At 39.5% G+C, this 25860-nt stretch carries 24 protein-coding genes, 2 tRNA genes and 1 pseudogene; 8 read left to right on the top strand and 19 right to left on the bottom strand.

Going from position 1 to position 25860, the window contains the following annotated elements; genetic code table 11:
* Positions 1-52: 52 nt before the first annotated feature.
* The 4 genes from MKL62_RS04880 to tpiA all read right to left on the bottom strand — a co-directional run bounded on the left by MKL62_RS04880 (position 53) and on the right by tpiA (position 1449).
* Positions 53-129 (bottom strand) — tRNA-Met (locus MKL62_RS04880).
* Between the two features lie 42 nt (positions 130-171).
* Positions 172-256 (bottom strand) — tRNA-Leu (locus tag MKL62_RS04875).
* Between the two features lie 56 nt (positions 257-312).
* Complete coding sequence (secG, locus tag MKL62_RS04870; protein WP_005129832.1) at positions 313-642, bottom strand: preprotein translocase subunit SecG; 330 nt, start codon at positions 640-642, stop codon at positions 313-315.
* A 12-nt stretch (positions 643-654) separates the two neighbouring features.
* A complete protein-coding gene (gene tpiA, locus MKL62_RS04865; protein ID WP_000016939.1) occupies positions 655-1449 on the bottom strand; it encodes a triose-phosphate isomerase in 795 nt (264 codons plus the stop codon).
* Between the two features lie 290 nt (positions 1450-1739).
* Between tpiA and pilB the strand changes: the two genes are divergently transcribed.
* The 4 genes from pilB to coaE are packed head-to-tail and all read left to right on the top strand — an operon-like array spanning position 1740 to position 6166.
* Positions 1740-3452 carry a type IV-A pilus assembly ATPase PilB gene (gene pilB, locus MKL62_RS04860; RefSeq protein WP_001274984.1) on the top strand — a complete coding sequence of 571 codons (1713 nt, stop codon included), beginning with the start codon at positions 1740-1742 and terminating at the stop codon, positions 3450-3452.
* A gap of 29 nt (positions 3453-3481) precedes the next feature.
* Positions 3482-4708, top strand: a complete 1227-nt coding sequence (locus tag MKL62_RS04855; RefSeq protein ID WP_000279216.1) for a type II secretion system F family protein — start codon at positions 3482-3484, stop codon at positions 4706-4708.
* On the top strand, positions 4708-5568 hold the full coding sequence (locus MKL62_RS04850) for a prepilin peptidase (RefSeq protein WP_001152273.1): 861 nt from the start codon (positions 4708-4710) through the stop codon (positions 5566-5568). The genes MKL62_RS04855 and MKL62_RS04850 overlap by 1 nt, the downstream gene beginning before the upstream one ends.
* 1 nt (position 5569) lies before the next feature.
* Complete coding sequence (gene coaE / locus MKL62_RS04845) at positions 5570-6166, top strand: dephospho-CoA kinase (RefSeq protein ID WP_030423659.1); 597 nt, start codon at positions 5570-5572, stop codon at positions 6164-6166.
* Here the strand turns inward: coaE and MKL62_RS04840 are convergent.
* The 4 genes from MKL62_RS04840 to MKL62_RS04825 form a co-directional block, all read right to left on the bottom strand.
* Positions 6163-7077, bottom strand: coding sequence for a DMT family transporter (locus MKL62_RS04840; RefSeq protein WP_000075015.1), 915 nt, complete (start codon positions 7075-7077; stop codon positions 6163-6165). The two genes, coaE and MKL62_RS04840, sit on opposite strands and share 4 nt — an antisense overlap.
* A 35-nt stretch (positions 7078-7112) precedes the next feature.
* Complete coding sequence (gene rlmB, locus MKL62_RS04835; protein ID WP_001118149.1) at positions 7113-7862, bottom strand: 23S rRNA (guanosine(2251)-2'-O)-methyltransferase RlmB; 750 nt, start codon at positions 7860-7862, stop codon at positions 7113-7115.
* A gap of 101 nt (positions 7863-7963) precedes the next feature.
* On the bottom strand, positions 7964-8290 hold the full coding sequence (gene ppnP / locus MKL62_RS04830) for a pyrimidine/purine nucleoside phosphorylase (RefSeq protein WP_000099685.1): 327 nt from the start codon (positions 8288-8290) through the stop codon (positions 7964-7966).
* A 76-nt stretch (positions 8291-8366) separates the two neighbouring features.
* Positions 8367-9677 (bottom strand): tetratricopeptide repeat protein, encoded by a 1311-nt coding sequence (locus MKL62_RS04825; protein WP_005129836.1) that lies wholly within the window; start codon positions 9675-9677, stop codon positions 8367-8369.
* A 114-nt stretch (positions 9678-9791) separates the two neighbouring features.
* Between MKL62_RS04825 and recN the strand changes: the two genes are divergently transcribed.
* The 3 genes from recN to ruvX all read left to right on the top strand — a co-directional run bounded on the left by recN (position 9792) and on the right by ruvX (position 12580).
* Positions 9792-11459, top strand: coding sequence for a DNA repair protein RecN (gene recN, locus MKL62_RS04820; protein ID WP_000955429.1), 1668 nt, complete (start codon positions 9792-9794; stop codon positions 11457-11459).
* Between the two features lie 126 nt (positions 11460-11585).
* Positions 11586-12140: a YqgE/AlgH family protein gene (locus MKL62_RS04815; RefSeq protein WP_001979301.1), complete on the top strand. Its 555-nt coding sequence runs from the start codon at positions 11586-11588 to the stop codon at positions 12138-12140.
* Positions 12140-12580 carry a Holliday junction resolvase RuvX gene (gene ruvX, locus MKL62_RS04810; protein ID WP_000127528.1) on the top strand — a complete coding sequence of 147 codons (441 nt, stop codon included), beginning with the start codon at positions 12140-12142 and terminating at the stop codon, positions 12578-12580. The genes MKL62_RS04815 and ruvX overlap by 1 nt, the downstream gene beginning before the upstream one ends.
* A gap of 56 nt (positions 12581-12636) precedes the next feature.
* Here ruvX and MKL62_RS04805 read toward each other — a convergent pair whose 3' ends face one another.
* Genes MKL62_RS04805 through MKL62_RS04795 form a run of 3 tightly spaced genes read right to left on the bottom strand, consistent with a single transcriptional unit; the run spans position 12637 to position 15976 of the window.
* Entirely contained in the window at positions 12637-13638 is a 1002-nt protein-coding gene (locus MKL62_RS04805) for an HlyD family secretion protein (RefSeq protein ID WP_005129838.1), read from the bottom strand.
* A 39-nt stretch (positions 13639-13677) separates the two neighbouring features.
* Complete coding sequence (locus MKL62_RS04800) at positions 13678-13884, bottom strand: DUF1656 domain-containing protein (RefSeq protein ID WP_000503613.1); 207 nt, start codon at positions 13882-13884, stop codon at positions 13678-13680.
* Positions 13877-15976, bottom strand: coding sequence for an FUSC family protein (locus tag MKL62_RS04795; protein ID WP_005129839.1), 2100 nt, complete (start codon positions 15974-15976; stop codon positions 13877-13879). Before MKL62_RS04795 ends, MKL62_RS04800 begins: the two co-directional genes overlap by 8 nt.
* 497 nt (positions 15977-16473) lie before the next feature.
* On the opposite strand from MKL62_RS04795, the gene MKL62_RS04790 reads away from it, so the two are divergent.
* Positions 16474-17247 carry an IclR family transcriptional regulator gene (locus MKL62_RS04790; RefSeq protein ID WP_001018361.1) on the top strand — a complete coding sequence of 258 codons (774 nt, stop codon included), beginning with the start codon at positions 16474-16476 and terminating at the stop codon, positions 17245-17247.
* Between the two features lie 194 nt (positions 17248-17441).
* Here MKL62_RS04790 and MKL62_RS04785 read toward each other — a convergent pair whose 3' ends face one another.
* The 8 genes and pseudogenes from MKL62_RS04785 to lpxO all read right to left on the bottom strand — a co-directional run bounded on the left by MKL62_RS04785 (position 17442) and on the right by lpxO (position 25510).
* Complete coding sequence (locus MKL62_RS04785; RefSeq protein WP_000171261.1) at positions 17442-18053, bottom strand: alpha-ketoglutarate-dependent dioxygenase AlkB family protein; 612 nt, start codon at positions 18051-18053, stop codon at positions 17442-17444.
* Positions 18050-18903, bottom strand: a pseudogene (locus MKL62_RS04780) (methylated-DNA--[protein]-cysteine S-methyltransferase). The gene MKL62_RS04785 and the pseudogene MKL62_RS04780 overlap by 4 nt, the downstream one beginning before the upstream one ends.
* A 123-nt stretch (positions 18904-19026) precedes the next feature.
* The gene (gene pgsA / locus MKL62_RS04775; RefSeq protein ID WP_000206941.1) at positions 19027-19614 is read right to left on the bottom strand and encodes a CDP-diacylglycerol--glycerol-3-phosphate 3-phosphatidyltransferase; all 588 of its coding nucleotides are present in this window, start codon (positions 19612-19614) and stop codon (positions 19027-19029) included.
* 118 nt (positions 19615-19732) lie between these two features.
* The gene (locus MKL62_RS04770) at positions 19733-20527 is read right to left on the bottom strand and encodes a thioesterase family protein (protein ID WP_000055161.1); all 795 of its coding nucleotides are present in this window, start codon (positions 20525-20527) and stop codon (positions 19733-19735) included.
* Between the two features lie 120 nt (positions 20528-20647).
* Positions 20648-22447, bottom strand: coding sequence for an excinuclease ABC subunit UvrC (gene uvrC, locus MKL62_RS04765; RefSeq protein WP_031945841.1), 1800 nt, complete (start codon positions 22445-22447; stop codon positions 20648-20650).
* A 133-nt stretch (positions 22448-22580) separates the two neighbouring features.
* Complete coding sequence (locus MKL62_RS04760; protein ID WP_005129844.1) at positions 22581-23111, bottom strand: CHAP domain-containing protein; 531 nt, start codon at positions 23109-23111, stop codon at positions 22581-22583.
* A 229-nt stretch (positions 23112-23340) separates the two neighbouring features.
* Entirely contained in the window at positions 23341-24384 is a 1044-nt protein-coding gene (locus tag MKL62_RS04755; protein WP_005129845.1) for a lysozyme inhibitor LprI family protein, read from the bottom strand.
* Between the two features lie 211 nt (positions 24385-24595).
* Positions 24596-25510 (bottom strand): lipid A hydroxylase LpxO, encoded by a 915-nt coding sequence (lpxO, locus tag MKL62_RS04745; protein ID WP_030423660.1) that lies wholly within the window; start codon positions 25508-25510, stop codon positions 24596-24598.
* Positions 25511-25860 lie beyond the last annotated feature (350 nt).

The following is a 25860-nucleotide window of genomic DNA, read 5'->3' as shown; positions in this document are numbered from 1 at the left end:
TCAATGTAAACTTATCCAATATTAGCTTGATTAAGTTGCACCTTAATCAAATTGGTAGCGGGAGCTGGATTTGAACCAACGACCTTCGGGTTATGAGCCCGACGAGCTACCAGACTGCTCCATCCCGCATCAAAAACAAAACTGCTTGCACTCAACTTTCTGGTTCAAAGTTGGTGCGGAAGGGGGGACTTGAACCCCCACGCCCGAAAGCACTACCACCTCAAGGTAGCGTGTCTACCAATTCCACCACCACCGCAGCTTGTGGGACGCATTCTAGTCCTTTCAATTCCAAAAGGAAAGTCTTATTTCCAATTATTGGCCAGTTTTTGGTGCATTTGGTGAAGTTTCAGGCGATGTAGTCTGCACTGGCGCAGTCGTTTGTACAGTTTTCAAACTATATGCTTCGGTCGTTTGCTTCTTGGCAAAAACAGCCAGAGTCAAACTGGTCACAAAGAATAAAGCTGTCAAAATTGCAGTCACGCGAGTCAAGAAGTTACCTGAACCAGACGCACCAAATACTGTTGCTGCGCCACCTCCACCAAAAGAGGCACCTGCATCTGCGCCTTTACCATGTTGCACTAAAATTAATGCAATCATTAGTACTGCTAAAATAATATGTACAACAAGTACAAAAGAGTGCATACCCTATCCTCGTTATTTGCTTTGCGCGAAGGCTTGTACAATTTGATAAAAAGATGCTGCATTTAATGAAGCACCACCCACCAACGCACCATTGATATCTGGACATGCAGCTAACTCAACAGCATTTTCAGCTTTTACACTACCGCCATATAAAATAGCAATATTTGAGCCTGCTGGTGTAAGTTGGCATAAGCCTTCACGAATTTTAGCATGCATCGCTTGCGCATCTTGCGGAGAAGCTGTTTTACCTGTACCAATTGCCCAAATAGGTTCATAGGCAATAACCACTTGATTTTGCCATTGTTCTGCAGTAACTACAGGTGCAATATCACAAATTTGCTGTAGAACAACTTGCTCGGCCTGACCTTGCTCACGTTGTTCAAGGCTTTCGCCCACACAATAAATGACAGTCATACCCGCATTTAATGCATTTTGGAGTTTTGCCTTCAAAATTTCAACGTTGTCACCAAAAATATCACGACGTTCAGAGTGTCCTACCAGTACGAAATTAATTTGGCTATCTTTTAATAGTTCTGCACTGACTTCACCAGTATAAGCACCTGTACCAGCAACACGTGATACATCCTGTGCAACCGTATATACCGTTCTTGCAGCATCCTGTAATTGCGCTTGTACCGTTGTAAGAGCAATAGAAACAGGGGCAACGCCCACATGGCAGTTTTCATCTGCAATTTGGTTTTGTTGCAATAATTGTTTAAATTCTTCTATAAGTTGGTTGGCGTTGGCACGCATTGGATTCATTTTCCAGTTACCAACTACCCAAGGCGTAATCGTCGAACCCGACATACTGCTCACCTTTCATCAAAAATGCAGCACATTCTACACGCATTTATACAAATTTCAGATACTTTTCTTTAACGCGATTACTCATATCTTTTCTAGTGTTTGAAATTAAGAAAAAACTTTACTTTATTAAAAGTCCGACATTCTAAAAATTAATAAAGAAAAACTTCGACTGGTTCAAGCTTTAATAGGCTGAGTAGGACCCGAGCAACACTTTCTAAGGTAGTAATTTTACATAACAAAAGTATAATTTTTCATATACCAATTATAAACACATTAACATAGGCAGGCAGATGTCAGCATTACATACATCTCCAAAATTTACGGGGTTTTTTCGACGTTTAGTCGAAGAAAAGCATGTGTCGGCAGCGACCATGCAAACTGCATTAGATGCAGCGAAAAGAGCTAAGCAGGACACAGTCGCATATTTAATTGAAGAGGTTCATCTCTCCCCTTCATTATTGGCTGAAACAATTTCTGCTGAGTTTGCTGAACCATATTTCGATCTGGATGTTTATGACACTTCTCAGATTCCTAAAGATCTGGTCGATCAGAAACTGATTTTAAAACATCGAATTTTGCCGCTCATTCAAAGAGGGCAAATTTTATATGTCGCGACCAGTAATCCAAGCAATATCGAAGCGATTGATGCAATTCGTTTTAATAGTAAATTGCTGGTTGAGCCTGTAATTGTGGAGCACCATAAACTCGAAAAAGTTTTAGGCCAGCATTTTGCAGAAGAAAGCAGCTTTGACTTCAATGATGAAGAGTTTGATCTCGATGTTAATCTTGATGGCCCTACCGCTCAAGACGATGAAGAAGAAGCTCCACAAGGCGATGAAGCCCCGATTGTTAAATATATTAATAAGTTATTAATTGATGCTATTCGTATGGGTGCTTCAGACTTACATTTTGAACCGTACGAAAAATCCTATCGGGTGCGCTATCGTGTCGATGGTGTGTTACGTCAAATTGCCAATCCCCCTCTACAGCTTGCAAACCGCTTGGCATCACGCTTAAAAGTAATGTCTCAAATGGACATTTCTGAAAAACGTGTCCCACAAGATGGTCGTATCAAGCTCAAGCTGTCAAAAACCAAAGCGATTGATTTTCGTGTGAACTCCCTCCCGACTTTGTTTGGTGAAAAGTTAGTTCTACGTATTCTTGACCCATCAAGCGCAATGCTAGGAATTGATGCATTAGGATATGAAGAAGATCAAAAAGCTTTGTTCATGGAGGCATTAGATAAACCTCAAGGCATGCTTTTAATTACCGGACCAACAGGTTCTGGTAAAACCGTATCGTTATATACAGGTTTAAATATTTTAAATACTGAAAGCTCCAATATTTCTACTGCCGAAGACCCGGTAGAAATTAATCTTGAAGGGATTAATCAAGTTAACGTAAATCCCAAGGTAGGGCTTACTTTTGCGGCCGCACTTAAATCATTTTTACGACAAGACCCTGACATTATTATGGTGGGTGAGATTCGTGACTTGGAAACAGCAGAAATTGCAATTAAGGCGGCTCAAACCGGCCACATGGTGATGTCAACACTACATACCAATAGTGCTCCGGAAACATTGACCCGTCTACGTAATATGGGGGTTCCTTCTTTTAATATTGCAACATCAGTAAACCTAGTTATTGCACAGCGTTTAGCACGTCGTCTTTGTTCTCAATGCAAAATACCTGCTGATATTCCTAAACAAAGCTTATTAGAAATGGGCTTTACCGAACAAGATTTAGCACACCCAGATTTTCGGGTTTTTCAGCCCGTAGGTTGCCCTGAATGTCGTGAAGGCTATAAAGGCCGTGTCGGTATTTATGAGGTAATGAAAGTTACACCTGAAATTTCCAAGATTATTATGGAAGATGGCAACGCTTTAGAAATCGCAGCTGCTTCTGAAAAATTGGGGTTTAATAATCTACGTCGTTCAGGTTTAAAAAAGGTGATGCAAGGGGTGACCTCTTTACAAGAAGTTAACCGTGTCACCAGTGAATAAGACACTATTTAAAAAATAAGGATAATCTAATGGCTGTCAAAAAGGCACAAATGATGCCGACTTTTGCTTATGAAGGGGTTGACCGTAAGGGCGTAAAAATCAAAGGAGAACTTCCGGCTAAAAACATGGCTTTAGCCAAAGTAACCTTACGCAAACAAGGGGTGACTGTTCGAAATATACGTGAAAAACGTAAAAATATTCTTGAAGGTTTATTCAAGAAAAAAGTCACCACACTCGATATTACGATTTTTACTCGACAACTGGCGACTATGATGAAAGCTGGTGTACCACTCGTACAAGGCTTTGAAATTGTAGCTGAAGGTTTAGAAAACCCGGCCATGCGTGAGGTTGTACTCGGTATTAAAGGTGAAGTCGAAGGTGGTAGTACTTTTGCCTCAGCTTTAAGAAAATATCCTCAACATTTTGATAACTTGTTTTGTTCACTTGTTGAGTCTGGTGAACAATCAGGCGCACTCGAAACGATGCTGGACCGCGTTGCAATTTACAAAGAAAAAAGTGAATTGCTCAAGCAAAAAATCAAGAAAGCAATGAAATACCCGGCAACAGTTATTGTAGTAGCCATTGTGGTGACCATTATTTTGATGGTTAAAGTAGTTCCCGTTTTCCAAGATTTATTTGCGTCTTTTGGAGCAGATTTACCTGCATTTACGCAAATGGTTGTGAATATGTCGAAATGGATGCAGGAATACTGGTTCATTATGATTATTGCGATTGGCGCAGTCATTGCTGCCTTTCTGGAAGCAAAAAAACGCAGTAAAAAGTTTCGTGACGGCTTAGATAAACTGGCGCTTAAGTTACCTATTTTTGGGGACTTGGTTTATAAAGCAATTATTGCCCGCTATAGCCGCACGCTTGCTACAACATTTGCCGCAGGTGTTCCACTTATTGATGCATTAGAATCGACTGCTGGCGCAACCAATAACGTGATTTATGAAAAAGCTGTGATGAAAATTCGTGAAGATGTCGCAACGGGTCAACAGCTTCAGTTTGCTATGCGAGTGTCTAACCGTTTTCCATCTATGGCTATACAAATGGTGGCAATTGGTGAAGAATCGGGTGCACTAGACAGCATGCTCGATAAAGTTGCCACTTACTATGAAAATGAAGTGGATAATGCCGTTGATGGTTTAACTTCTATGATGGAACCTTTAATTATGGCAATTTTAGGGGTGCTCGTAGGCGGTCTGGTAATTGCTATGTATCTTCCAATTTTCCAAATGGGCTCAGTTGTATAATGCAAGACATCATTGCGTATTTTATTCAAAACTTAACTGCACTTTATATTGCTGTTGCACTCGTGAGCCTATGTATCGGTAGCTTTCTTAATGTAGTGATTTACCGCACGCCAAAAATGATGGAGCAAGATTGGCAGCAAGAATGCCAAATGCTGCTCAATCCTGAGCAACCGATTATTGATCATGAGAAGTTAACTTTAAGTAAGCCTGCTTCATCGTGCCCTGCATGTCAGCAACCGATCCGTTGGTATCAAAATATTCCTGTTATAAGCTGGCTTATGTTAAGAGGAAAGTGTGGCCATTGCCAGCACCCGATTAGTATTCGCTATCCAGCCATCGAACTACTCACCATGCTATGTTCATTAGTAGTAGTCATGGTATTTGGCCCAACCATACAAATGCTTTTTGGACTCGTCCTCACATGGGTACTGATAGCCCTTACTTTTATTGATTTCGATACACAATTATTGCCTGATCGCTTTACCTTACCTTTAGCTGCGCTCGGCTTAGGTATTAATACCTTTAATATTTATACCTCACCCAACTCAGCCATTTGGGGTTATCTCATTGGTTTCCTATGTCTTTGGATTGTCTATTACTTATTTAAAGTGATCACTGGCAAAGAAGGTATGGGCTACGGCGACTTTAAATTGCTTGCAGCATTAGGAGCATGGATGGGGCCATTGATGCTGCCGTTAATTGTGTTATTGTCATCGTTACTTGGCGCAATCATTGGCATCATTTTATTAAAATTAAGAAATGACAATCAGCCTTTTGCTTTTGGGCCATATATTGCCATTGCTGGTTGGGTTGCCTTTTTATGGGGTGATCAGATTATGAAAATTTATTTGGGAGGTTAAGATGGCTTTTATTCTGGGAATCACAGGTGGTATAGGCAGTGGTAAATCAGCTGCAACACAATGGTTTGAATCCCAAGGAATCCAAGTCGTCGATGCCGATATTGTTGCTCGCGAAGTAGTTGAAAAAGGGCAACCTGCCCTTCAAAAAATTCAACAGACCTTTGGAGATTGGGTGCTTCAACCCGATGGCAGTTTGGACCGCCGTGCCTTACGTGAATATATTTTTCAAAATCCGCAAGCGCGTCATACACTCGAGCAAATTACCCATCCCGCAATCCGTCAATCTATTATTCAACAGCTACAAAATCCTAAAAGTCCATATGTGATTTTAGTTTCGCCATTATTGTTTGAAACAAATCAACATGAACTGGTCAATCACACGCTATTAATTGATGCGAGTGAACAAACTCAAATTCAGCGTGCAAGCCAGCGCGATGGACAAAATCAAGAACAAATCCAGAAAATTATTGCTGCACAAATGCCACGCGAACGAAAACGTGAGCTTGCAAATGACATCGTGTTTAATGACGGATTACTCGAACATTTATATCAGCAATTAAAGCCTTTACATCAAAGTTATTTGAAGCGTGCAAACTAATTTCGTGTATTTTGCTGCTTAATCTTTTGTGTCAGGCTATCTTGTCTAAACCAGCGCCAAGGCTGTAAAGCGCCTATTCCCATACCTACTAAGCCCACTACAATTGATGGGCTTAATGATTCACCAAGTAAAGGTACAGCTAAAATAGCAGCAATAAACGGTGCCAAAGTTACAATACTTCCCGTTTTAAATGCGCCAAGACGCTGAATAGCAGCAACATAGGTTAATGTCGCAATAATAACGACAAACACGCCATGAAAAATACTTTGTACAGCTAAGTGCAAAGGATCTACATCCATAAAGTGCTTAGGTAAGAACAACAAATAAATCGGCAAATAAATAATTGCAGACCAGATTGCGACGCTTGCCATAGAATGCCAAGCAGAGAGCTTCCACTGTTTAAGTAGTACAGTAAAAATCCCCCACCAAATCGCACTGATAAACAGAAGTAAATCTCCAATTCCAAAAGCAGAGGTACTACTTTGCAACATTAATGCGCTCATGAGGGCCAAGGCAGTAATCATAATTGCCAGACTCACCCATGTATGTTTATCAAATGGCTGTCTAAATAAAATATAAGCAGCTATAGCAGTACAGATAGGAATACAACCATTTAAAAATATTGCAGCATGTGCAGCTGGTGCATAAAGAAAAGCTGTATAAACCGTAAGGCAGTAAATGACTCCACCAATCAATGCCAAAATAACCGCATGCTTACTCCATAAAAAAGCGAGATCTTTTTTATAAATTAAGATAGGCATCAAAATTAGGAAGGCTATAGCAAAGCGTAGTGCGGCAATATCCCAAGCACTGATGTGCCATTGTGCATTTAAGCGGGCAAAAAGCGTAAACCCGCCCCAAATACACATGGTCACCAATACAAAAAAATAACCTTGCGTACGGGGAGACATATCAAGACTGCATAAAAACTAGGAAGGCAGCTAAATTATACCTCAGAACGCTGACGACAAGCTTCATAAAGTGCCATACCCGTTGCCACACTTACATTTAAACTTTGTAAGTTACCCGACATTGGAATATAGGCTTTTTGGTCACACTGTGCTTGAGTAATTGGACGTAAACCTGTGTCTTCTGCACCCATTACAATCACAACAGCACCCGAGAAATCACACTTCTGAATAGGTAATGCATTTTCATCAAGCATCGTACCAATCACACGGACATGAGTTGTCTCTTTAAGATGCGCTAAAGTACGAGCCAAATTAGTCACTTGAATAAATTTAACTTTTTCAGCCCCACCCGCTGCGACTTTACGAGCAGTTGGAGTTAAGCTTGCTGAGCGATCGCGAGGCACAATCACTGCCTGAACACCCATTGCAGCGGCAGTACGGATACATGCCCCTAAGTTATGTGGATCTGTCACCTGATCTAATGCCAGCAATAAGGCATCTGGAGTTTCAGCCAAGAGCTGGTCTAGATCTTTTTCATTTAAAGTCGGGTGCGGACGTACTGCTGCAACTACGCCTTGGTGAAATGGCAAACCCGCAAGCTTTTCGAGGCTATCACGGCTTGCTTTTTGTACACTAATCCCAAAAGGCTCGGCCAATTGCAGAATCTTCTGCAAACGCTGATCGTCGCGCCCTTTCAATGTAAACAGGGTCAGCACGCGCTCCGGCTCAAGTTCTAACAATGACTCCACTGAGTGAACGCCATAATAATATTCCGGTTTTGCCATGCATGACCTCTAACAACGTTTGAGCAAAAAATAAAAATCCTGTAAAGCCAACTTCACAGGATTTCTTTGGGCATAGTGTACCCGATTTAAACAGTAATTTCTTAGCCTTCTAAGTGGCAAACATAATCAAGCACTTCATCAGTCTCGATTTTGAAAACACTATTGCCTGGTACATAAAAAGATTGACCAGCGCGGAACAATTCACTTTCATTGCTGTCTGCAATTTTAACGCGACATTCACCTGAAATAATTTCCATACGCTCAGGAACATGGGTTTCAAATGTTAAAGGCTGTTCAGTCGGCAAAATAACACCTAATGTTTTTTTCGTTCCATCTTCAAATTGCACGGTATGGCTGATACATGCTCCACCAAAATAAACATTTGATTTTTTGATGACCGTTACATGATCAAATTGGGTTGAACTCATGCACACTCTCCAGATAATGCCGCATTTATATAAATTATGATGAATGTAGTTTAATTGTGCCTAAATAACTAATCAATCAGTTTTCATACGGATAGACTTGTAATTTCCACTGCTGTAACTGAATTTTTTTAGCAAAAGCGTGGGGTAAATTCACTTCAATATTTCGACTCTTCGACACAATTGCATCATATCTGCAAACTTCATCGTGATTTTCATCGAATAAAATCCAGTAAACTTTTTCTGCCGTTGGATGATTAACCGCAGTTGTAACGACTGGTGAACCATTATCCATCCCTACATGAAAATTGTCTTGGTCATTTTGCATTGAAGTTAGATCATAAACCGGAAAATCGGCACTATTTTCATCAAATTGCTGGCTATCATGTACAAGCACACTTTGTTTTAAAGTCGGCCAAATACAATAACGCAGGTAATGTTGATCTATGACTCGATTGTCCGGATACCTTCCAGTGGCAACATAATCCCTGATATGTGCTTCAATATTATGAAAAATACCTGTGCAACCGCCCCACATACCTGCCAAAATTAATTCAGTATGAGAATAGCTATCTCTCATTAAATGGAACCATTGATCACTTTTAAGCCAAGCATCAACAGCGGCTTTTTCACGATAAGACACGATAGAGTCGGCATCACGTACTAAAAACCGTTTAACTATCGGATCATCCATAACTAAAAAGCGCCAAAATAAACCTGATAACTGTTTTTGAGTGGGACTAACATGTACAACTTGTGCGCCATTTGCTTGTAACCGTTGTTGTACAAGTTCGGGAACGCTCTCATCCACATAGAATCGACACGTCCATTCAGGATAGATTTCTTGAGCTAACTTAGTATTTAAAATGGAAGTTTCACAATACCGCGGATTTGCTCCAAATAGAGAAAAAGCAATGATATTTTCTTGTGGATTTGGGCTAAAGGGCACGGGTTTATGAGTGGGTATATTTAAAGTAGGCTCATTCTTTGTGAGTTCTTTTTTGGTTGAAATAGCTAAACGCCCAAATTTTATCTTCTCTTCTTTTTTATTTAAATGATGACAAACTTCGGTCAATCCATCGTATAGATTTGTATTAACGTTAGAACCACTTGCTTTAATGGCTTGCATATAATGTTGATATGCATCTTCATAACGGCGTAACCGTAGCTCAGTATAAGCTAAATCAGACAATGCTCCGGGATGTCCAGGAACCAGACTTACTGCTTTTTTTACATGTTGATATGCTTTGACATAATCACCCTGTGCAGCAGCCTGTTTAAATGCATTAAAATGCTGATTTAAAATTTTATTCATTTCAGCAGGATTAATTTTTTTATGGCGGTTGATCATCCCTATTGGTGCTTTCGGTAAGCTTAATGTTTTTTTCATTGTAAAGATCCGCAATCTTGCTGTTCTATAATTTCAGTTAGAATAATAGATCACTTGTAGCAAATTAAAAACTTCTCTATCTTTAACCCATAATTTGGCGCGTTGGATGCGTTTATGCTCACACATTTAACTTTAATTAATTTTGCATTAGCTGATCATTTAGCTATTGATATAGAACAAGGATTTAATGTTCTAACAGGTGAGACAGGTGCAGGAAAATCATTATTACTGGATGCACTATCTGCCTGCTTAGGGGAACGTACAGATACAAATTATGTCCGCTATGGTTCGGACAAAGCGGATGTAACCGCAGTTTTTACTTATCAGGACAATAGCCCTGAAGCAAAATGGTTAAAAGAACATGAACTAGATGATGATTCAGGGGAAATTCATTTACGTCGGGTTATTTTTGCAACTGGCCGTAGCAAAGCATGGGTAAATGGCCGTCCAAGTAGTCTCTCTGAGCTTAAAGAATTAGGCCGCTTATTGGTTCAGTTGTATAGCCAGCACAGCCAACAACAGCTACTTGAACCACCTTATCCAAAGCATTGGCTAGACCGTTATAGTAATTTTTACGCCGAAGCAAATGATGTTCGTGAAGCATATAGTACATGGCAGCGTAATATCCGCCAGCATCAGGCTGCGCTCGACGCTCAAGCGACCCGTCTACAACGTATTGCGACCTTAGAGTTACAAATTGAAGAGCTTGAGGAAGTCATTCAAACCGATTACAAAGAAATCGAGCAAGAGTTCGATCGCCTTAGTCATCATGAACATATCATGCAAGACTGTAGCTATAGTTTAAATGCGCTTGATGAAGCTGAACAAAACATTACTCAAGAAATGTCGTCGATCATTCGCCGTCTAGAGTCTCATGCGGGGCGTAGTGAGCAGCTTTCCGAAATTTATAATTCGTTATTAAATGCGCAAAGTGAAATTGATGATGCCACATCAAATTTACGTCAATTTATTGACCGTCAGAGTTTCGATCCTGAACGAATGGAAGAACTGAACTCCAAGCTAGAGGTTTTCCATCGACTTGCTCGTAAATACCGTACTCAACCAGAAACACTTAAAGAAGAGTACGAAACTTGGCAAAGTGAGCTTGAACAATTACATCAGTTAGAAGACCCTGAAACTCTGGCTGAACAAGTAGAAAAGTCACATCAAGAATTTTTAGAAAAAGCCCAGCATTTGGATAATATTCGTCGTGAAGCTGCTGCTCCACTTGCAAAACAATTAACTGAACAGGTTAAACCTTTAGCGCTGCCTGAGGCACATTTTGAGTTTAAGTTTGAACCATTAGAACAACCAAATGCAGAAGGTTTAAGTTTTATTCAACTTTTATTTACTGCCAATAAAGGCATACCTCCTCAACCATTGGCACGTGTAGCATCTGGTGGTGAGCTTTCTCGTATTGCACTCGTTATGCAAGTCATGAATGCTGAAAAGACCGAAGCAGAAGTTTTGGTATTTGACGAGATTGATGTCGGAATTAGTGGTGGTACAGCTGAAGTGGTTGGACGTTTATTGGCCGACTTGGCTCAGCATGTCCAACTTCTATGTATTACCCACCAAGCACAGGTGGCTGCACAATCCGATCAACATTTGTTAGTCAAAAAACAACAAACTGATCCGGCAAGTAGTACTATTGTACAACTTGATGAAAATCAAATTATTTCCGAGCTAGCACGCATGTCAGGAGGTGTTGAAATTAATGAAACAACCTTGCAGCATGCTAAACAATTACGTCAACTTAAATTTCAGGCTTCTTCAACTTAATAAAGAAAATGAGAGAAAAAGATTGGCGAAATCCGATTAACTCTTGTATGTTGATAAAAAGAACCTATATAGATAAAAAGGGTCGAGAGACCCTATAGCGACATTTTTTGAGGGAGAACCGCTTAGGTGACCAAACAATATATGACTCACCGTTGTCTGATTGCCCCGCCAGAAATGGCAGATGACTTTTTTGCAAATACAGTAATTTATCTTGCCCGTCATGACGAAGAAGGTGCCCAAGGTATTATTATCAATCGCCCTGCCGGTATCCAAATTAAAGAGCTACTCAATGATTTAGACATTGATGCAGACAATGTAAATCCGCATGAGGTTTTACAAGGTGGTCCTTTACGCCCTGAGGCGGGCTTTGTTCTTCATACAGGCCAACCAACATGGCACTCTTCTATTGCTGTGGGTGAGAATGTCTGTATTACTACCAGTAAAGATATTCTCGATGCGATTGCACATAACGAAGGTGTTGGCCGCTACCAAATCGCCCTTGGTTATGCGAGCTGGGGTAAAAACCAGCTAGAAGATGAAATCGCTCGTGGTGATTGGCTTATCTGTGATGCCGATATGGATCTGATTTTTAACTTGCCGTACGATGATCGTTGGGATGCAGCCTATAAAAAAATTGGTGTAGATCGTACATGGCTGGCTTCTGAAATCGGACACGCTTAATGACTGCAACACAATCAAAATCAATTATGGCTTTTGACTTTGGCACACAGAAAATGGGAATGGCGATTGGTCAGTCTGCAATTGAAAGTGCTAACCCATTACCACTTTTTGTAATGAAAGATGGTATTCCCAACTGGGACCAACTTTTAAAAATTGTGAAAGAGTGGCAGCCTGATTTATTTATTGTTGGTCTTCCATTGAATATGGATGATAGCGAGTCAGAACTTTCAACACGGGCACGTAAGTTTGCACGTCGCCTACGCCATCAAACCAATATTGAAACGTGGATGGTCGATGAACGACTCACCACTCGTGAGGCAAGAGAAGAACTTGGTTTTTATCAAGAACAAGGTCGTGCCAAGAAGTTGTCAGCCGATAGTTTTGCCGCAGCTTTGCTAATTCAGAGCTGGTATCGCAATCCTGTTGGTTTAACGCCATAAAATAAAAAAGCATGTTTCAAACATGCTTTTTTATTGAGTTTAAAAACTTAAGCTTTTTATTTTTCAATAATATGTACTGTAGCAGTACGGCCAGACACAAAAGCCAACTCATTTTTTGGTGCTTCGTCTAATACAATTTTTACAGGTACACGCTGCGCTAAACGAACCCAGCTAAATGTCGGGTTTACATTTGCAAGCAGTTTCGAACTACTTGAACGCTCACGGTCTTCAATACCCGATGCAATACCCTGCACATGGCCTTTAATTTTCTGTCTATCACCCATTAATTGCACAGTTGCTTCATCGCCAATATGAATACGGTCTAATTTTGTTTCTTCAAAATATCCCACAACATAAAGCTGCTTACGATCTAGCAATGCTGCAACCGCTTGTCCAACTTGAACATAATTACCCGGACGCAAATCAAAGTTAGATAATGTTCCATCTGCTGGCGCCACAACAGCCGCACGGTGCATATTGAGTTCTGCTAAATGTAAATTACTTGTTGCTGCTTCAACCAGTGCCTGTTGCTGTTTAATAGTGGCTTCAGCTTGTTGAATAGCAGCTTGGAGTTGCTCATGTTCCGCGTGTGATTGATCGCGAGTTGCAAAGACCTGATCTTGTTCCTGCTTAGAAATCGCACCATCCATTAAGTTTGAATAACGGTTTGCGTTTTTCTCGGCTAACTTAATGTTAGTACTCGACTTAATCAAGTTTGCTTTAGCTTGGGCTAGACCTGCTTGTGCTTGAGCATAGGCCGCTTTTGCTTTTGCCAAATCAGATTTTGCTTGCTCTACATCTAAAGCTCGGCGAGAGACATCAATTTTAAAAAGCACCTGACCTTTTTTTACAGTCTGGTTATCTTGAACCAATACTTCCGTTACAAGTCCTGCTACATCTGAAGAGACCTGAATAACGTCACCACGAACTCGACCATCACGTGTCCACGGTGCTGCATTATAGTAGTTCCATAAATGCCCAATGGTATAGACAGCAATCATTAATGCGACAATCAAAATCACTGGACGGATGACTTTTTTCAACTCCAATTGATTCATTTTACTCACCTAACTCAATCTTTAATCTGGCAATCATCTTTAAGCACCTAACCCAACAAAAATTTGGTGTATCACCAAAAGTAGTAAAAGGTAAAAACACAAATTGAAAATACTGGGTAATGCAATCCAGCCTTGTGCAATCCATTTGTTGGTTAAGGGACTTAACCAGCGAAAACATATATATGCAAAAATGGCTTGGACGAGCAAAGCAGGCACGTAAATACCGTAGACATTAAACTCACCCATGCGCTGTGGCTCCTGTAAGCGTACGATCTGCATTCATTTGGTTTGATGAAACATGACACATGCTATAAGCAATATTATTTAGTGAAATAAATAATCTTTGACGCAGAGTCATATCTTCAATATTTGAAGCAAGTTGTTTAAGTTCAAATAAGGTTTGGTGAATGTGCTGTACCAATACATCACTTTCACCTTTTTCATTTTCTTTGGCTCTAAATAGCTCATCTAAATCTTGTTGCAAACGGCCAATGTGATGGGCTAATTCCGAAGATATCGGAACTTGATTTGCTAGCTCTTGTAGTCGGCTTAAATCAATGATCGCACTTGATTCAACCAAAGCCTGTTGAATAGATTTTTTAATCTCTTCTGACTGAACCATTTTAGTATTTAAGACACCAACACGGTCTAACATCCCCCGTAAGTGAACTTTAAATTCAATACCATAAGGAATGTATATGGCTTGGCGCATCGCACGGTAATGTAAAGCCAAAATACGGTTTGCACTGGTATCGGGTGACATGGCACGCACAACATCAATAACGACTAATGACACCAATACGCCCATGACCATACCAAATGAGCTATCTAAATAAGACACTGCATCCATGCTGTAAGCATTGTGCAAGTTCAGCCCCATCATGGTATTAATACCTAGCACCATCCCGACTGGCATGAGTGCCTGATTCGCCATCATGGAAACCGCAAACAAGAACATTGGTAATAAAACGAGTCCAAGTTCCCAAAATGTGGTGACATGAGGGAAAATACCAAACGCGTAAATAAAAACTAAAACCGCCGAAGCCACACTGCCCCATATAAAAATACGTAAGACAGGAACAGGGTTATCTAGGGCTGTTAGGATACAGGCAGTGACTGCACCGATCTGTGCCATCATGAACCCAGCTTTCCAGCCAGAAAGAATCCACACACCAGTCACAATAAATGTAATCAGCACTGCACTAATACCACCTCTGACTGCCACACCATGATCTCGGTGTAAACTTGGATATTTAGTCGTCATTGGGGTAATATTATCTGGAATCTCTTTATTACCTTGCTTGATGCGTTGCCATAAAACTTTTACAGCTAAAACATTACTAATGAAATGACGCACATCCATTTTCATGGCAGCCAATAACACTTGCTGATGTTCAGAAGCCGAATCATTTAAGTTCAAGAAATCATTTTCAAACTCGTCAGGTAACTGCAGAATATTTTCATCAGTCATCTGATCTTTTTGTTCCAGAAAATGAATCACATGCCCTGAAAGCTGCTTTAATTTATCTGAATGACTTTCAATAAAATTGAGTTCTTGCAGTTGTTTAATTCGTTCAGATAAGGCAACCAAGTTCGCGACCACCATCGACATTTGATGGAGCATTTCCTGCAAAGGTTTGGTCATGCCATGCAACTCACCTTTTTCATAGGTCAAGTGAACTGCCAGAGCATGAATATCGGTCGTATCACGAGTAATAGCAGCTAAAAGCTGTGTATTGTTTTGCTGTTGATCTGCATTTAACAAATTAGCAAACAGGTTTTCTGTATCTTTGAGGGTTTTCGTTACACGCTGTTTGATTGCCGAACCAATATGCATGGGCAAAATAGTCGCAGACACAACCGCACTCGAAATCACACCAATTGAAATCTCAAGTACACGAGCCAAAGCAATATCAAAAATATTGTACTGATCAATATAAGTAATCGCGTTATACACAATCATTGCGGTTGAATAACCTGCCAACATAAATGCATAACTGCGAGGAGTACGGTCTAATAAAGACACATAAAGCGCAAAGCCCACCCATAGTGATAACACAACCGTAAAGATCCACGGCGTATTAATCAGATGCGGAGTAATGGTTAAGGCAATAATGGCCCCGCCTACCGTTCCCAATAAACGATAAACACACTTAGACGACACCATACCCGAATAAGGATTGGCGATAATCAGGACGGTACCGATCGACCACATTGGATTAATCAGGTCTAATTCGAACGATACAAATAATGCCAACATACCGGCAATAAATGTCTTTATTGCAAAAATTAGATCAAGCTTACTCGGGCGGAAAGCCAGTATTTGCTTTAATAACATGAACTCATCTCAAATATAGATTTGAACTGATGAGCATGCTCATCAGTGTCCGTTTGCTTTTAAAAAAAAAGACAATACGACTTTGTCATTTGCCTATAAGACAAATGAGTTAATGAGAGCATCCTTCAATACAATGATTTTTCCTACATCTCTGCATGATGTACCGAGATGATTTCAGTTTGACCGCTATTTATACGACCAAGCTTAGGAAAGAAGAGACATCGAGAAAGCCGGTAGAATAAACCAATTTCTCGATTAGATATTTTGTTGCACAATTTTTTCAAATTAAAGTGATTTAGTCAACTAAAATATCTTTATTTGATAATTTGATATGTTTTTAGTTAATCATATATGATGTGTGAATCAAGAGAACTTTTCTGATTCTGAGCGTAAAATATTTAAATCAGGTAGTTATCTTGGAATTGAGACAAAGCTTCAATTTTTCTGTTATAAGAACTCAAGTGTGACCCGTTTACTAAGGATACGAATAAGACATCATGGCAATTTCAAGTTTTGGCAAAATTTTAACCGTACTGGATTTATTTTCCGTTTCACGACCAGTGATTAATGTCGATATTATTTGCGAAGAACTTGGCTTGTCTAAACCGACCAGCTACCGTTATCTGAAAGAACTCGTATCAGCCGACTTATTAAAACGTATTAATGGTACTTCTGGCGATTACACTTTAGGCTCAAAAATAGCAGTTCTTGACTATGTATCTAGAACAACCGACCCATTGGTCCAAATCAGTACGCCATTTATGCGAAATATTGTAGAGCGTACTGAACTTTGCTGTTTACTCACCTATTTAAATGATGACTACTGCATTGATATTCATCATGAGATTTTTAAAGATACTGAATTACTTTCATATGGTCGAGGCTGCCCACGCCCAATTTATGTTGGGGCTTCACCAAAAACGATGGTTTCACATTTAAGCAAACAACGCATGCATGACTACTATGAACGTTTTCAACATGAGCTGTCTGAATCAGGTTTTGCTGTAGACGAACCTAGCTTTATTCAGCGTATGCGTAAAATAAAAAAACAAGGCTTCTATTTCTCGCAAGGTGAGATTGACCCCAATGTTTCAGGGCTTGCTGTACCCGTTCGTTTTTCGAGTAAAGAAGTTCCTTTGGCTTTAACGTTAGTCGCATCAAAGAACCGCTTTGATTTTTTAAATATTGAAAAGTTGATTGAAATTTTGCAAGAAAACGCGGCATTGATTGAGCAGCGCTTTATGGAACTTTCAGAAAAGGGCGAGATCTAAAATAATATTTTTGATAATTTAAAGTTTTCTTACACTTTGAAGCATTGAAAATACCCAAATATTCTCATATTATGATTTTAGCACCTATTGATGATTCTTTTCATCAGCAGCTCATCAATAGTAGGCTCTCCCTCAGAGGAATAAGCTCATGTTGCCATCATGGGCTTTTTTCTTGCCCAATTCTTAGAAAAAACTTATGAAAATTTGAACTGACGAAAAGTCAGGTTAATCCGTGGTTGTAAAATCTTGGTTGAACGATTTAAACGGTGTTGCCAATATTGTTGAGTCTCACCACGCATCACAATAAGTTGACCCGGTTGTAACCACATCTCAACTTTTTCTTTAGTTTGAATATGCCTAAAAGAGAACTTCCGCGTTGCTCCAAAACTTAAGGAGGCAATTGTAGTGGTTCTAGCTAAAGACACATCCGAATCACTATGCCAAGCCATTCCTTGAGTTCCGTCTTCATAAAGATTTGCCAAGCAAGAATTAAATTTTTCTGAAAGGATCTGCTCTACTTGCTGTTTTAGCTGAGCAAGTGCTTTGTCCCACGGTAAAGAATCACGAAAGACACCAGAATATTTATATCGATAATGCTCATCTCCATACCAAGCAACTTTACGAGGTGTTATAAAGTGCTTGCCATATAGCTTCGCTTCATCATGTCGCCACGCCAAATGGTGGTACAAATAATGAAAATATTGTTCAGCTTCTTCGACAGTTAAAATACATCCATAATCCTGAACCTCACCATCATAAGGCAATAAATTTGAACAAGGTTCTGGAGAAAATAAATCTAGTGTCATGCAATCTCCCCTTGCTGCTTAGCCATTTCCCAAGCTAACAATGCCAGTTTACGCCCTTTTTGCCAATGGTACTCACCGACCATTCCTGTTGCGCGAATGACCCGATGACATGGAATTAAATACGCAATCGGATTTTGGCCAATTGCTGTAGCCACTGCTCTGACTGCCTTAGGTTTTCCAATTTGCTCAGCAATATCTTGATAGGTTCGTAACTGTCCTTCGGGAATAGTAAGCAGTGCCTCCCATACTTGTAGCTGAAATGGTGTTCCTGCAAGATTAAGCGGTAATTTCTGCTGTAAATGTTCTGAGAAGTCTTGTCTAAACCACTGTGCAATCTGTTGATGCCAAATCGGAGAGTGATTTTTTAACTGAGCTTTCGGAAAATACTGTTTAACGATTTCTTGTATGTTCTCACTATGATCAACAAAGCGAACAGAACAAATCCCTTTATCACTACTTACTACCAATAAGTCACCAAATGGACTCGTTTCAACTGAATAATTCAGTTCAACGCCATCACCTTGCTGCTTGTATTCACCAGGGGTCATCCCTTCAAGCTGAATAAACAAATCATGTAAACGACCCTACCCGACAGTCCAGTATTTAAAGCCGCATCTAATAAGCTACGTTGCTGCATTAAATAATATTTTGCTTGCTGCAAGCTCATATATTGCACAAACTTCTTAGGGCTAATGCCTACCCATTCTTGGAACTGCCGCTGGATATAACTCGGACTTAAATTCATATATGTAGCGACATCTTCTAAGCTTGGTTGCTGGTCTAGATGTTCATATAAATATTCAATAATTGTGGCAATCGCAGCAAATTGCCGAGAAGAAAGCATTTGCATCTGTCACCTCCTTAGGTACTCAATCTTACTTTAAAGTAGCCAAGACACCATGACGACCCGATTCTTGCACTTTCCAATAAAAAAGCCTTTCGCAAGGAAAGGCTTTTGAAAATCTTTTTAATTTTATGGCTGCTTTAGGTATGGCCATGCAGCTTTTAAATAAATAAACATTGACCATAAAGTCAAAATAACGGCGGTATATAACAAAGCATAGGCCAATACTTCTAAAGGCTGCCAATTCAACAGGAACACGCTAATCGCAATCATTTGAAATGCAGTTTTATATTTACCGACTGTTGATACGGCTACACTGGTCCGCGCGCCAAGCTCTGCCATCCACTCACGTAAAGCAGACACAGTAATTTCCCGTGAAATAATAACAATTGCAGCGAAAGCCATTGCAATTGTCGGTTTCCACTGCACTAAAACAATAAGTGCAGCTGCAACCATAAGTTTATCTGCAACCGGGTCTAGGAAACGGCCAAATGCTGAAGTCTGGTTTAAAGTTCGTGCTAAATAGCCATCAAACCAGTCGGTTACGGCAGCCAACACGAAAATAGCCGTTAAGATAATATGACGTGTCATACTTCCTACGTGCTCACCAATACCTATTGCAGGCGGCCAATATGCAATCACCAAAAATACAGGAATAAGCGCAATACGCGCCAAAGTTAGGATATTTGGGATATTCAGGATTCGCCCTGTGGTCATAAACACCGCCAATTTAGTCTTCACGCATCTTTTAACAGACAAAGACACATACTTCAATATTGTATCTATCTGTAACAGCCACTTTATACGAAATATGTGAATCGAGAAAGTAGATTACTTAGGTAAATACCGTAACAGTTTGCCGCAAGATTGCAATTAAATGATCATTTTGATCCCAAAGATATGCATATTCTGTGGAGTACCCCTCAGCTGCATATTCAGTAGTTACTTTATATTTAAACCAGTCACACAACTGGTGCCGAACTGGATGAACATACGTAATATGCCATGATAAAGAACTTGCAGGTGCAACTTGCTTAAACATAGGCAAAACACCCGGTGGCCAAATATCCATAAGAACAATCAAATCAGATAATGTCATTTGACGATTCGCATGCTGCTCTGGTGAGAACCTTGACCAGCCACCAAAGTCGGGATGTTTACTTCCCGTTACCGGATAATTCCCCTCAGCCCAACAGACTTCAAAATGCTGAAAGCATTCAGGCATATGTTTCGCAAAAGGAATGACAGATAAGTTTTCAGGTGGCACATAAGCAGGGACGACTGGCTCTTGCTTTACCTCAATACTCGATGCACGAGAAGCCCCAAAACTTGCAACCAAAATCGTTTGTACTGCATCATCTTGCCATAAACGTGCTTCAAGCGTAGTGACTGACTTTCCTTCTCTTAAAACTTCAATAGTCAATCGGGCAGCGCCTTGTTGTACAGGGCCTACAAAAGTAACACTACAACTTAATAATCTTTTATTTGAATCTTGAATATAGGAGCATGCTTTTTGCATTAATAACCCAGCAACAAGACCACCAAAAACGGTGCGGCCCTGTAACCATCCTGCAGGTATATCAATCCATTCATTTTGTTTTACATCTTCCCATAGTTGCAGTAATGACATTCATATCCCTAAATCATGCGCATGATTAAGAAATATCTTTCATCATTTTGACCAATATGTGAATGATCATTCAGCTATTAATTTACGAGCGCTTTTGTCACTCATCTTCTCAAGACATGACTACTCATGCAAAATTTTATAAATCGTTCTTGCCATCACTTCACCTAAGCCCGGCACGACTGTCAGTTCTTTTTCAGATGCTTTTAACACACCTTGAATCCCACCAAAATGTGTTAATAAATCTCGACGGCGTTTAGGTCCTAAGCCCGGAATTGCTTCTAAAACTGAAGTACTGCGGCGTTTATCACGTTTAGCGCGGTGTTTAGTAATGGCAAAACGGTGAGCTTCATCACGTACCTGTTGAATCAAATGTAGCGCCTTACTATCTTCAGGTAACTGGATTTTTGTGCCATCGGTAAAATGAAGCGTTTCAAGCCCCGGTTTACGGCCTTCACCTTTTGATACACCTATCATAAAAGCTTCTAACCCAAGCTCTTGCATTACTTCCATGGCCATATGGAGCTGGCCTTTACCACCATCAATTAAAAGCAGATCTGGTAACATTGCCTTTTTATAGCGACGCGTTAAAGCTTGGCGCATTGCTGCATAATCGTCACCCGCAGTAATATCTTGAATGGCAAATTGGCGATAGTCCCGTTTACGTGCTCCACCTTGGTCAAACACTACGCATGATGCAATTGGTGCTTCACCCATAGTATGGCTAATATCAAAACATTCAATCCGATCAATTGGACGGCCAACTACCTGCTCAAGCTGGTGGAAACGCTCATTGAGTTCTAAGTGATTACTCAACTGCCCTTTAATTGCATGTTGAACATTCATTTCGGCAAGTTCTAACCATTCGGCACGTGTTTCTCGTACACTGCTCTTAATCTGGACTTTCTTTTCAAACTGCTGTGCTAAGGCTTCTTCCAACTCTTTACGGTCAGGTAAGGCAGTATTCACAATCAGTTCGCTTGGTACTTCATCGGCAACCTGAAAGTAAAAGTTTGCCATAAAGTCACTTAGCATTTGACCAAGGTCATCGCCTAACATATCAGGAAAATAACTTTTACCTCCTAACATACGACCGTTACGTACATGCATAATCTGCACACATGTCACGCCAGCCTGATAGGCAATTGCCAAAATATCAGCTTCACCTTTCACTTTGAAAACGGCTTGCTGTGCTTGTACTTCGCGAAGTAAAGACAACCGATCCCGATAAAAAACAGCTTTTTCAAATTCAAGATCTGCCGCTGCCTGTTCCATTTTCGCAATCAGTTCCTGGTTTAACTCTTTAGTATCACCTTGTAAGAAACGAATACTGTTATTCACATCTTCTTTGTAATCTTCTGGCGAGACCAAACCTACACAAGGGGCCGAACAACGTTTGATTTGATATTGCAAACATGGACGTTTGCGCTGTGAAAAGTAACTATTTTCACATTGGCGAACATTAAAAAGCTTTTGTAAAACCAGTAAGGTATCTCGGGCACTATAAGCACTTGGATAAGGCCCAAAGAATTTACCAATTTGGTGCTTACCTTTGCCACGTCCACTGGCAATTCGTGGATACGGTTTATCTGCTGATACAAAGATATAGACGTATGACTTGTCGTCTCGCAGCATAATGTTATAAGGCGGACGATGTTGTTTAATTAAGTTTTGTTCTAAAAGCAGCGCTTCGGTTTCTGAACGCGTAACTAGCGTTTCAATATCATAAATTCGAGCGACTAAAGCTTGAGTTTTCGGATGCTCAATGGTTTTAACAAAATAACTCGACACCCGATTTTTTAGATTTTTAGCTTTACCAACATATAACAACTCCCCCTCTTTCCCTAGCATCTTATAAACGCCTGGAAGTTGGGTCAGATTAGCTAAAATTTTTTCAATATGGGGACGAGCGTTTTGATTCACTATTGGCATACATGGCTTAATATTGAATACCTAATGTGATGTTTTCACCTTTACTTTTCAAGTGCTTTACTGTGCCAGAACCTAAATTTGAAAAGGGATAGGAAAGTAGCCCGACAAAGTGTGTCGTACTTCCTTAAGAATCGAGGCGATAGTAGCTATATTTAACGTCTTTTTCTTTATAGACCGCATAGGTTTTTTGACGAAAATCTGAGAACCAGCCATTGCCTGTGTAACCTGCAATATGACCATATGTGTGTCCACTTGTTCGCTCAATAATATAAATATCGCCTTCTTGTGGACGGTTAAAAGCAGGTTTAATTTTCTTATAACCGTTCTTCTCAAGTGTATGCCCCCAGTCTGAAGCTGCTACCGGATGCTTAGACACATCGGCGCCTGCTGCTTGTAAAGCAATACGAATATTCTTGGCACATTTTTCTTTACTGTGCTTTGCAGACATACTTTCAAGCTTACTTGAGAACTTATGTAGATCAATATTTTGATCTTCCGATTTATGTCGTTTAGAAGCCGATCGATGATATTTTTTATTTCCCGAAGAAGCTTTGCTTAACATCGCTTTTGTTTTTAAGTCACCTTGAGAACTTTCTTCTTTTCTCACTTTGATATGGTGAACATATGCATGAGCTGCGTGATGAGCATGAGCCATTGTAAAACCTACTTCCGCTAACCAAGTCTTCGAAAAAACCGCGCCATTGTAGAATCAAAATTATCTGTTGGCTTTTAATAGTTGTAACAAATTGCCAGCACTGTGAAATGAGTCACAGAATTCGTTAAGTACTGTACAGCATAAAAAAACGCCCTTTCGAACTTACTAAAGATTGGTCAATCCCATCTATTTCAACACGATTGACCAAGCACTTATAGAGAGTTTCAGATTAGTTTAAATTATTTAAATAAACTGTTCGCTCTGCAGTTTTTTGAATAAAGCATTGTGTATATTGCATTTCCTGATTTTGCTTACGCATCTCAGCGGTCCAATAATCGGATTGCTTTTGGTAAGTTTCTAAGTCTTTTTCAGGAATTTCATCTACAGTCTTTTGTGCCAGCACCTTACATTCAACATCACGTTTTTTAAACCAATCCGATTGATCTTGTTTAAATTGAGTTTTTTTATCGGCACTCAATTTATCCCAAGTCAGATTTAAGCGTTCCACTTGCTTCGCTTTGTCAGCATCCAATTCTTTTTTACGAACATCCATGGCTTCCTGAGCCAGAGCAGTCTGCTCTTCATTATTTTGCTCAGATATTTGCAGATTTTCTTCAATATTTTCTTCAATCAACTCATTTTCTTTAACATAAGCTGCATATTGCACAGCTTTAGTGGCAACAAAAACCAATCCTTCAATCACACTATTTTGAGTTGGCAAGTCAAACACCAAACCTTCTTTATCTGTTTTTGTAATGTTATAGAAAAAGTCACCTTTCAATTGATCATTTTCAAGGGTCAAAGAGGATTCATTATCCGAAAAATAGTCATTGAGCGTATCCGATTCTTTATCAGAATGACGCAACTCTTCAATATATGCTTTTTCCGCACGTTTTTGTAAACCTTTAGGAAATGAAACAACCAATTGGCTTTCACAGCTGAGTTGTGTATTTTTTTGGCTTTCATCTTCTAACGGTAAAGTGCGAACATTTTTAATTTCAAACTTCAAACCGTGATTAATTTTATTAAGAATATCCGTATCAACCTGATATTGACTTTGCCTTAAACTACGTTCGATTTGTTTCAAATATTCTTTTTTCAAAGAGGTTTGAATCTGATTTAAATTATCAGGGTACGTACAGCTCCAATCCGAAATTGCTTCGACTTTTTCTGTTTTTGATTTTGGCTCTGGCTTAGATTTACCACATCCAGTCAATATCACTGCTGCAGTGAATGTAGTTATTACTAAAGCTTGTTTCATCACCGTATTCATTTATATTCCACGCAAATTTTTAAAATTTATTAAGTACAAGAAAGGCATATATTTACCAATCGCCTTATCATCCCAATAATTAAAATAGAATTCACCTGAAATTTTAAATAAAATACTCCCCACGCTAATAATCATCGTTTTAAATGCATAAAAATAAATCTAAATTATTTAAATAATCACAATAAAAAAAACGCCCTTTCGGGCGCTTTCATTAAAATACGTATGGTCGAACAAAAATCAGGAAGAAAATTCCAAGCATGAGGAACCATTTCAAGAAGTAATACAACTTACGATTACTAGCTTTTAAAGCTTTAGCTTTAATACGAATTTGATAAACATAACCAAAGGCTTTATTTAAGCCCCCTGTTTGGTCACCTGTTTCATTCGGTGAGCTTGCCGCAGTCATTACGTTACGACCAAACCAATGATTGAAACGTTCCATCCATTTTACTTTCATTGGACGTTCAACATCGGCAAAGAAGATGATACGGTTTTGATCAGTCTTATTTTCAGCATAGTGAATATAAGTTTCGTCAAACACGACACTTTGACCATCACGCCAAGAGTATCTTTCACCATCTACGTCAATGAAACAACGGTCATCATTCGGAGTAATCAGACCTAAATGATAACGGAGTGACCCCGCATATGGATCACGGTGTCTGACCAAACGGCTGTCAGAAGCAAGCTCTGTAAACATTGCCGCTTTAATCGTTGGTAATGTTTTGAGTAAAGCCGTTGTTTTTGGGCAAAGCTCAGCAGCAGAAGGATGGCTTGATTCATACCACTTGAGGTAAAAACGTTTCCACCCTGTTTTAAAGAACGAGTTAAAACCTAAGTCGTTATAGGTACTTGATGCTTTAATCCCACCTTGATCATATAAAGCTTTCGCTTCATCTCGAATCATTTCCCAATTTTCATCTAACACTTTTAAATCTTTAAAGTGTTGAGTGTCGATATAGGGTTGATTCGGTACCTTTGAAAAGATGTACATTAAAAAGTTAATCGGTGCGAGCAAGGTTGAATGGTCAAAAAATTGACGATAAAACGAGTGACGCACTTTGCCGCGATGTTGGATATACAATGCAGATATCACAAAAATCGCTAATATGATCCACTTAATCATATTGCTACTCTTTCAAAGTTTAGGGCAACCTTACCTTAATTTTCTAAGGTAATAGCAACCGGAAGTTTATTTAATTGGCGCAAATTTTAACAAAATTGACTTATAAAAAGCGAATGTAAAAAATTAAACAGTGTATTTTGGAAAATTAAGGGGCCTTAATATAAAAAAAGTGCTTAATTTGTTATGGTGATCATTCATTAGAAAATTGTGTCTTTGTAGTCGACTTTTTTAGACATTACCCCAGAACAATTGACCTTTTTGACAAGAAGTGAATAGGATAAAATTCTCATTTTTTATATAAAAAATTAAAGATTTATACTTTTTATAAATAAAAACTTAAATTAAAACAA

It is taken from the genome of Acinetobacter sp. AOR01_HL (assembly GCF_027855455.1).
Classification (GTDB): Bacteria; Pseudomonadota; Gammaproteobacteria; order Pseudomonadales; family Moraxellaceae; genus Acinetobacter; species Acinetobacter baumannii.
The sequence above is the reverse complement of the archived record's forward strand: the minus strand, read 5'-3'. Positions and strand labels throughout refer to the sequence as shown.

Coding starts and splice junctions, on each gene's coding strand:
- secG (WP_005129832.1), bottom strand. CDS start 642: ATGCACTCTTTTGTACTTGTTGTACATATTATTTTAGCAGTACTAATG.
- tpiA (WP_000016939.1), bottom strand. CDS start 1,449: ATGTCGGGTTCGACGATTACGCCTTGGGTAGTTGGTAACTGGAAAATG.
- pilB (WP_001274984.1), top strand. CDS start 1,740: ATGTCAGCATTACATACATCTCCAAAATTTACGGGGTTTTTTCGACGT.
- MKL62_RS04855 (WP_000279216.1), top strand. CDS start 3,482: ATGGCTGTCAAAAAGGCACAAATGATGCCGACTTTTGCTTATGAAGGG.
- MKL62_RS04850 (WP_001152273.1), top strand. CDS start 4,708: ATGCAAGACATCATTGCGTATTTTATTCAAAACTTAACTGCACTTTAT.
- coaE (WP_030423659.1), top strand. CDS start 5,570: ATGGCTTTTATTCTGGGAATCACAGGTGGTATAGGCAGTGGTAAATCA.
- MKL62_RS04840 (WP_000075015.1), bottom strand. CDS start 7,077: ATGTCTCCCCGTACGCAAGGTTATTTTTTTGTATTGGTGACCATGTGT.
- rlmB (WP_001118149.1), bottom strand. CDS start 7,862: ATGGCAAAACCGGAATATTATTATGGCGTTCACTCAGTGGAGTCATTG.
- ppnP (WP_000099685.1), bottom strand. CDS start 8,290: ATGAGTTCAACCCAATTTGATCATGTAACGGTCATCAAAAAATCAAAT.
- MKL62_RS04825 (WP_005129836.1), bottom strand. CDS start 9,677: ATGAAAAAAACATTAAGCTTACCGAAAGCACCAATAGGGATGATCAAC.
- recN (WP_000955429.1), top strand. CDS start 9,792: ATGCTCACACATTTAACTTTAATTAATTTTGCATTAGCTGATCATTTA.
- ruvX (WP_000127528.1), top strand. CDS start 12,140: ATGACTGCAACACAATCAAAATCAATTATGGCTTTTGACTTTGGCACA.
- MKL62_RS04805 (WP_005129838.1), bottom strand. CDS start 13,638: ATGAATCAATTGGAGTTGAAAAAAGTCATCCGTCCAGTGATTTTGATT.
- MKL62_RS04800 (WP_000503613.1), bottom strand. CDS start 13,884: ATGGGTGAGTTTAATGTCTACGGTATTTACGTGCCTGCTTTGCTCGTC.
- MKL62_RS04795 (WP_005129839.1), bottom strand. CDS start 15,976: ATGTTATTAAAGCAAATACTGGCTTTCCGCCCGAGTAAGCTTGATCTA.
- MKL62_RS04790 (WP_001018361.1), top strand. CDS start 16,474: ATGGCAATTTCAAGTTTTGGCAAAATTTTAACCGTACTGGATTTATTT.
- MKL62_RS04785 (WP_000171261.1), bottom strand. CDS start 18,053: ATGACACTAGATTTATTTTCTCCAGAACCTTGTTCAAATTTATTGCCT.
- pgsA (WP_000206941.1), bottom strand. CDS start 19,614: ATGACCACAGGGCGAATCCTGAATATCCCAAATATCCTAACTTTGGCG.
- MKL62_RS04770 (WP_000055161.1), bottom strand. CDS start 20,527: ATGTCATTACTGCAACTATGGGAAGATGTAAAACAAAATGAATGGATT.
- MKL62_RS04760 (WP_005129844.1), bottom strand. CDS start 23,111: ATGGCTCATGCTCATCACGCAGCTCATGCATATGTTCACCATATCAAA.
- MKL62_RS04755 (WP_005129845.1), bottom strand. CDS start 24,384: ATGAATACGGTGATGAAACAAGCTTTAGTAATAACTACATTCACTGCA.
- lpxO (WP_030423660.1), bottom strand. CDS start 25,510: ATGATTAAGTGGATCATATTAGCGATTTTTGTGATATCTGCATTGTAT.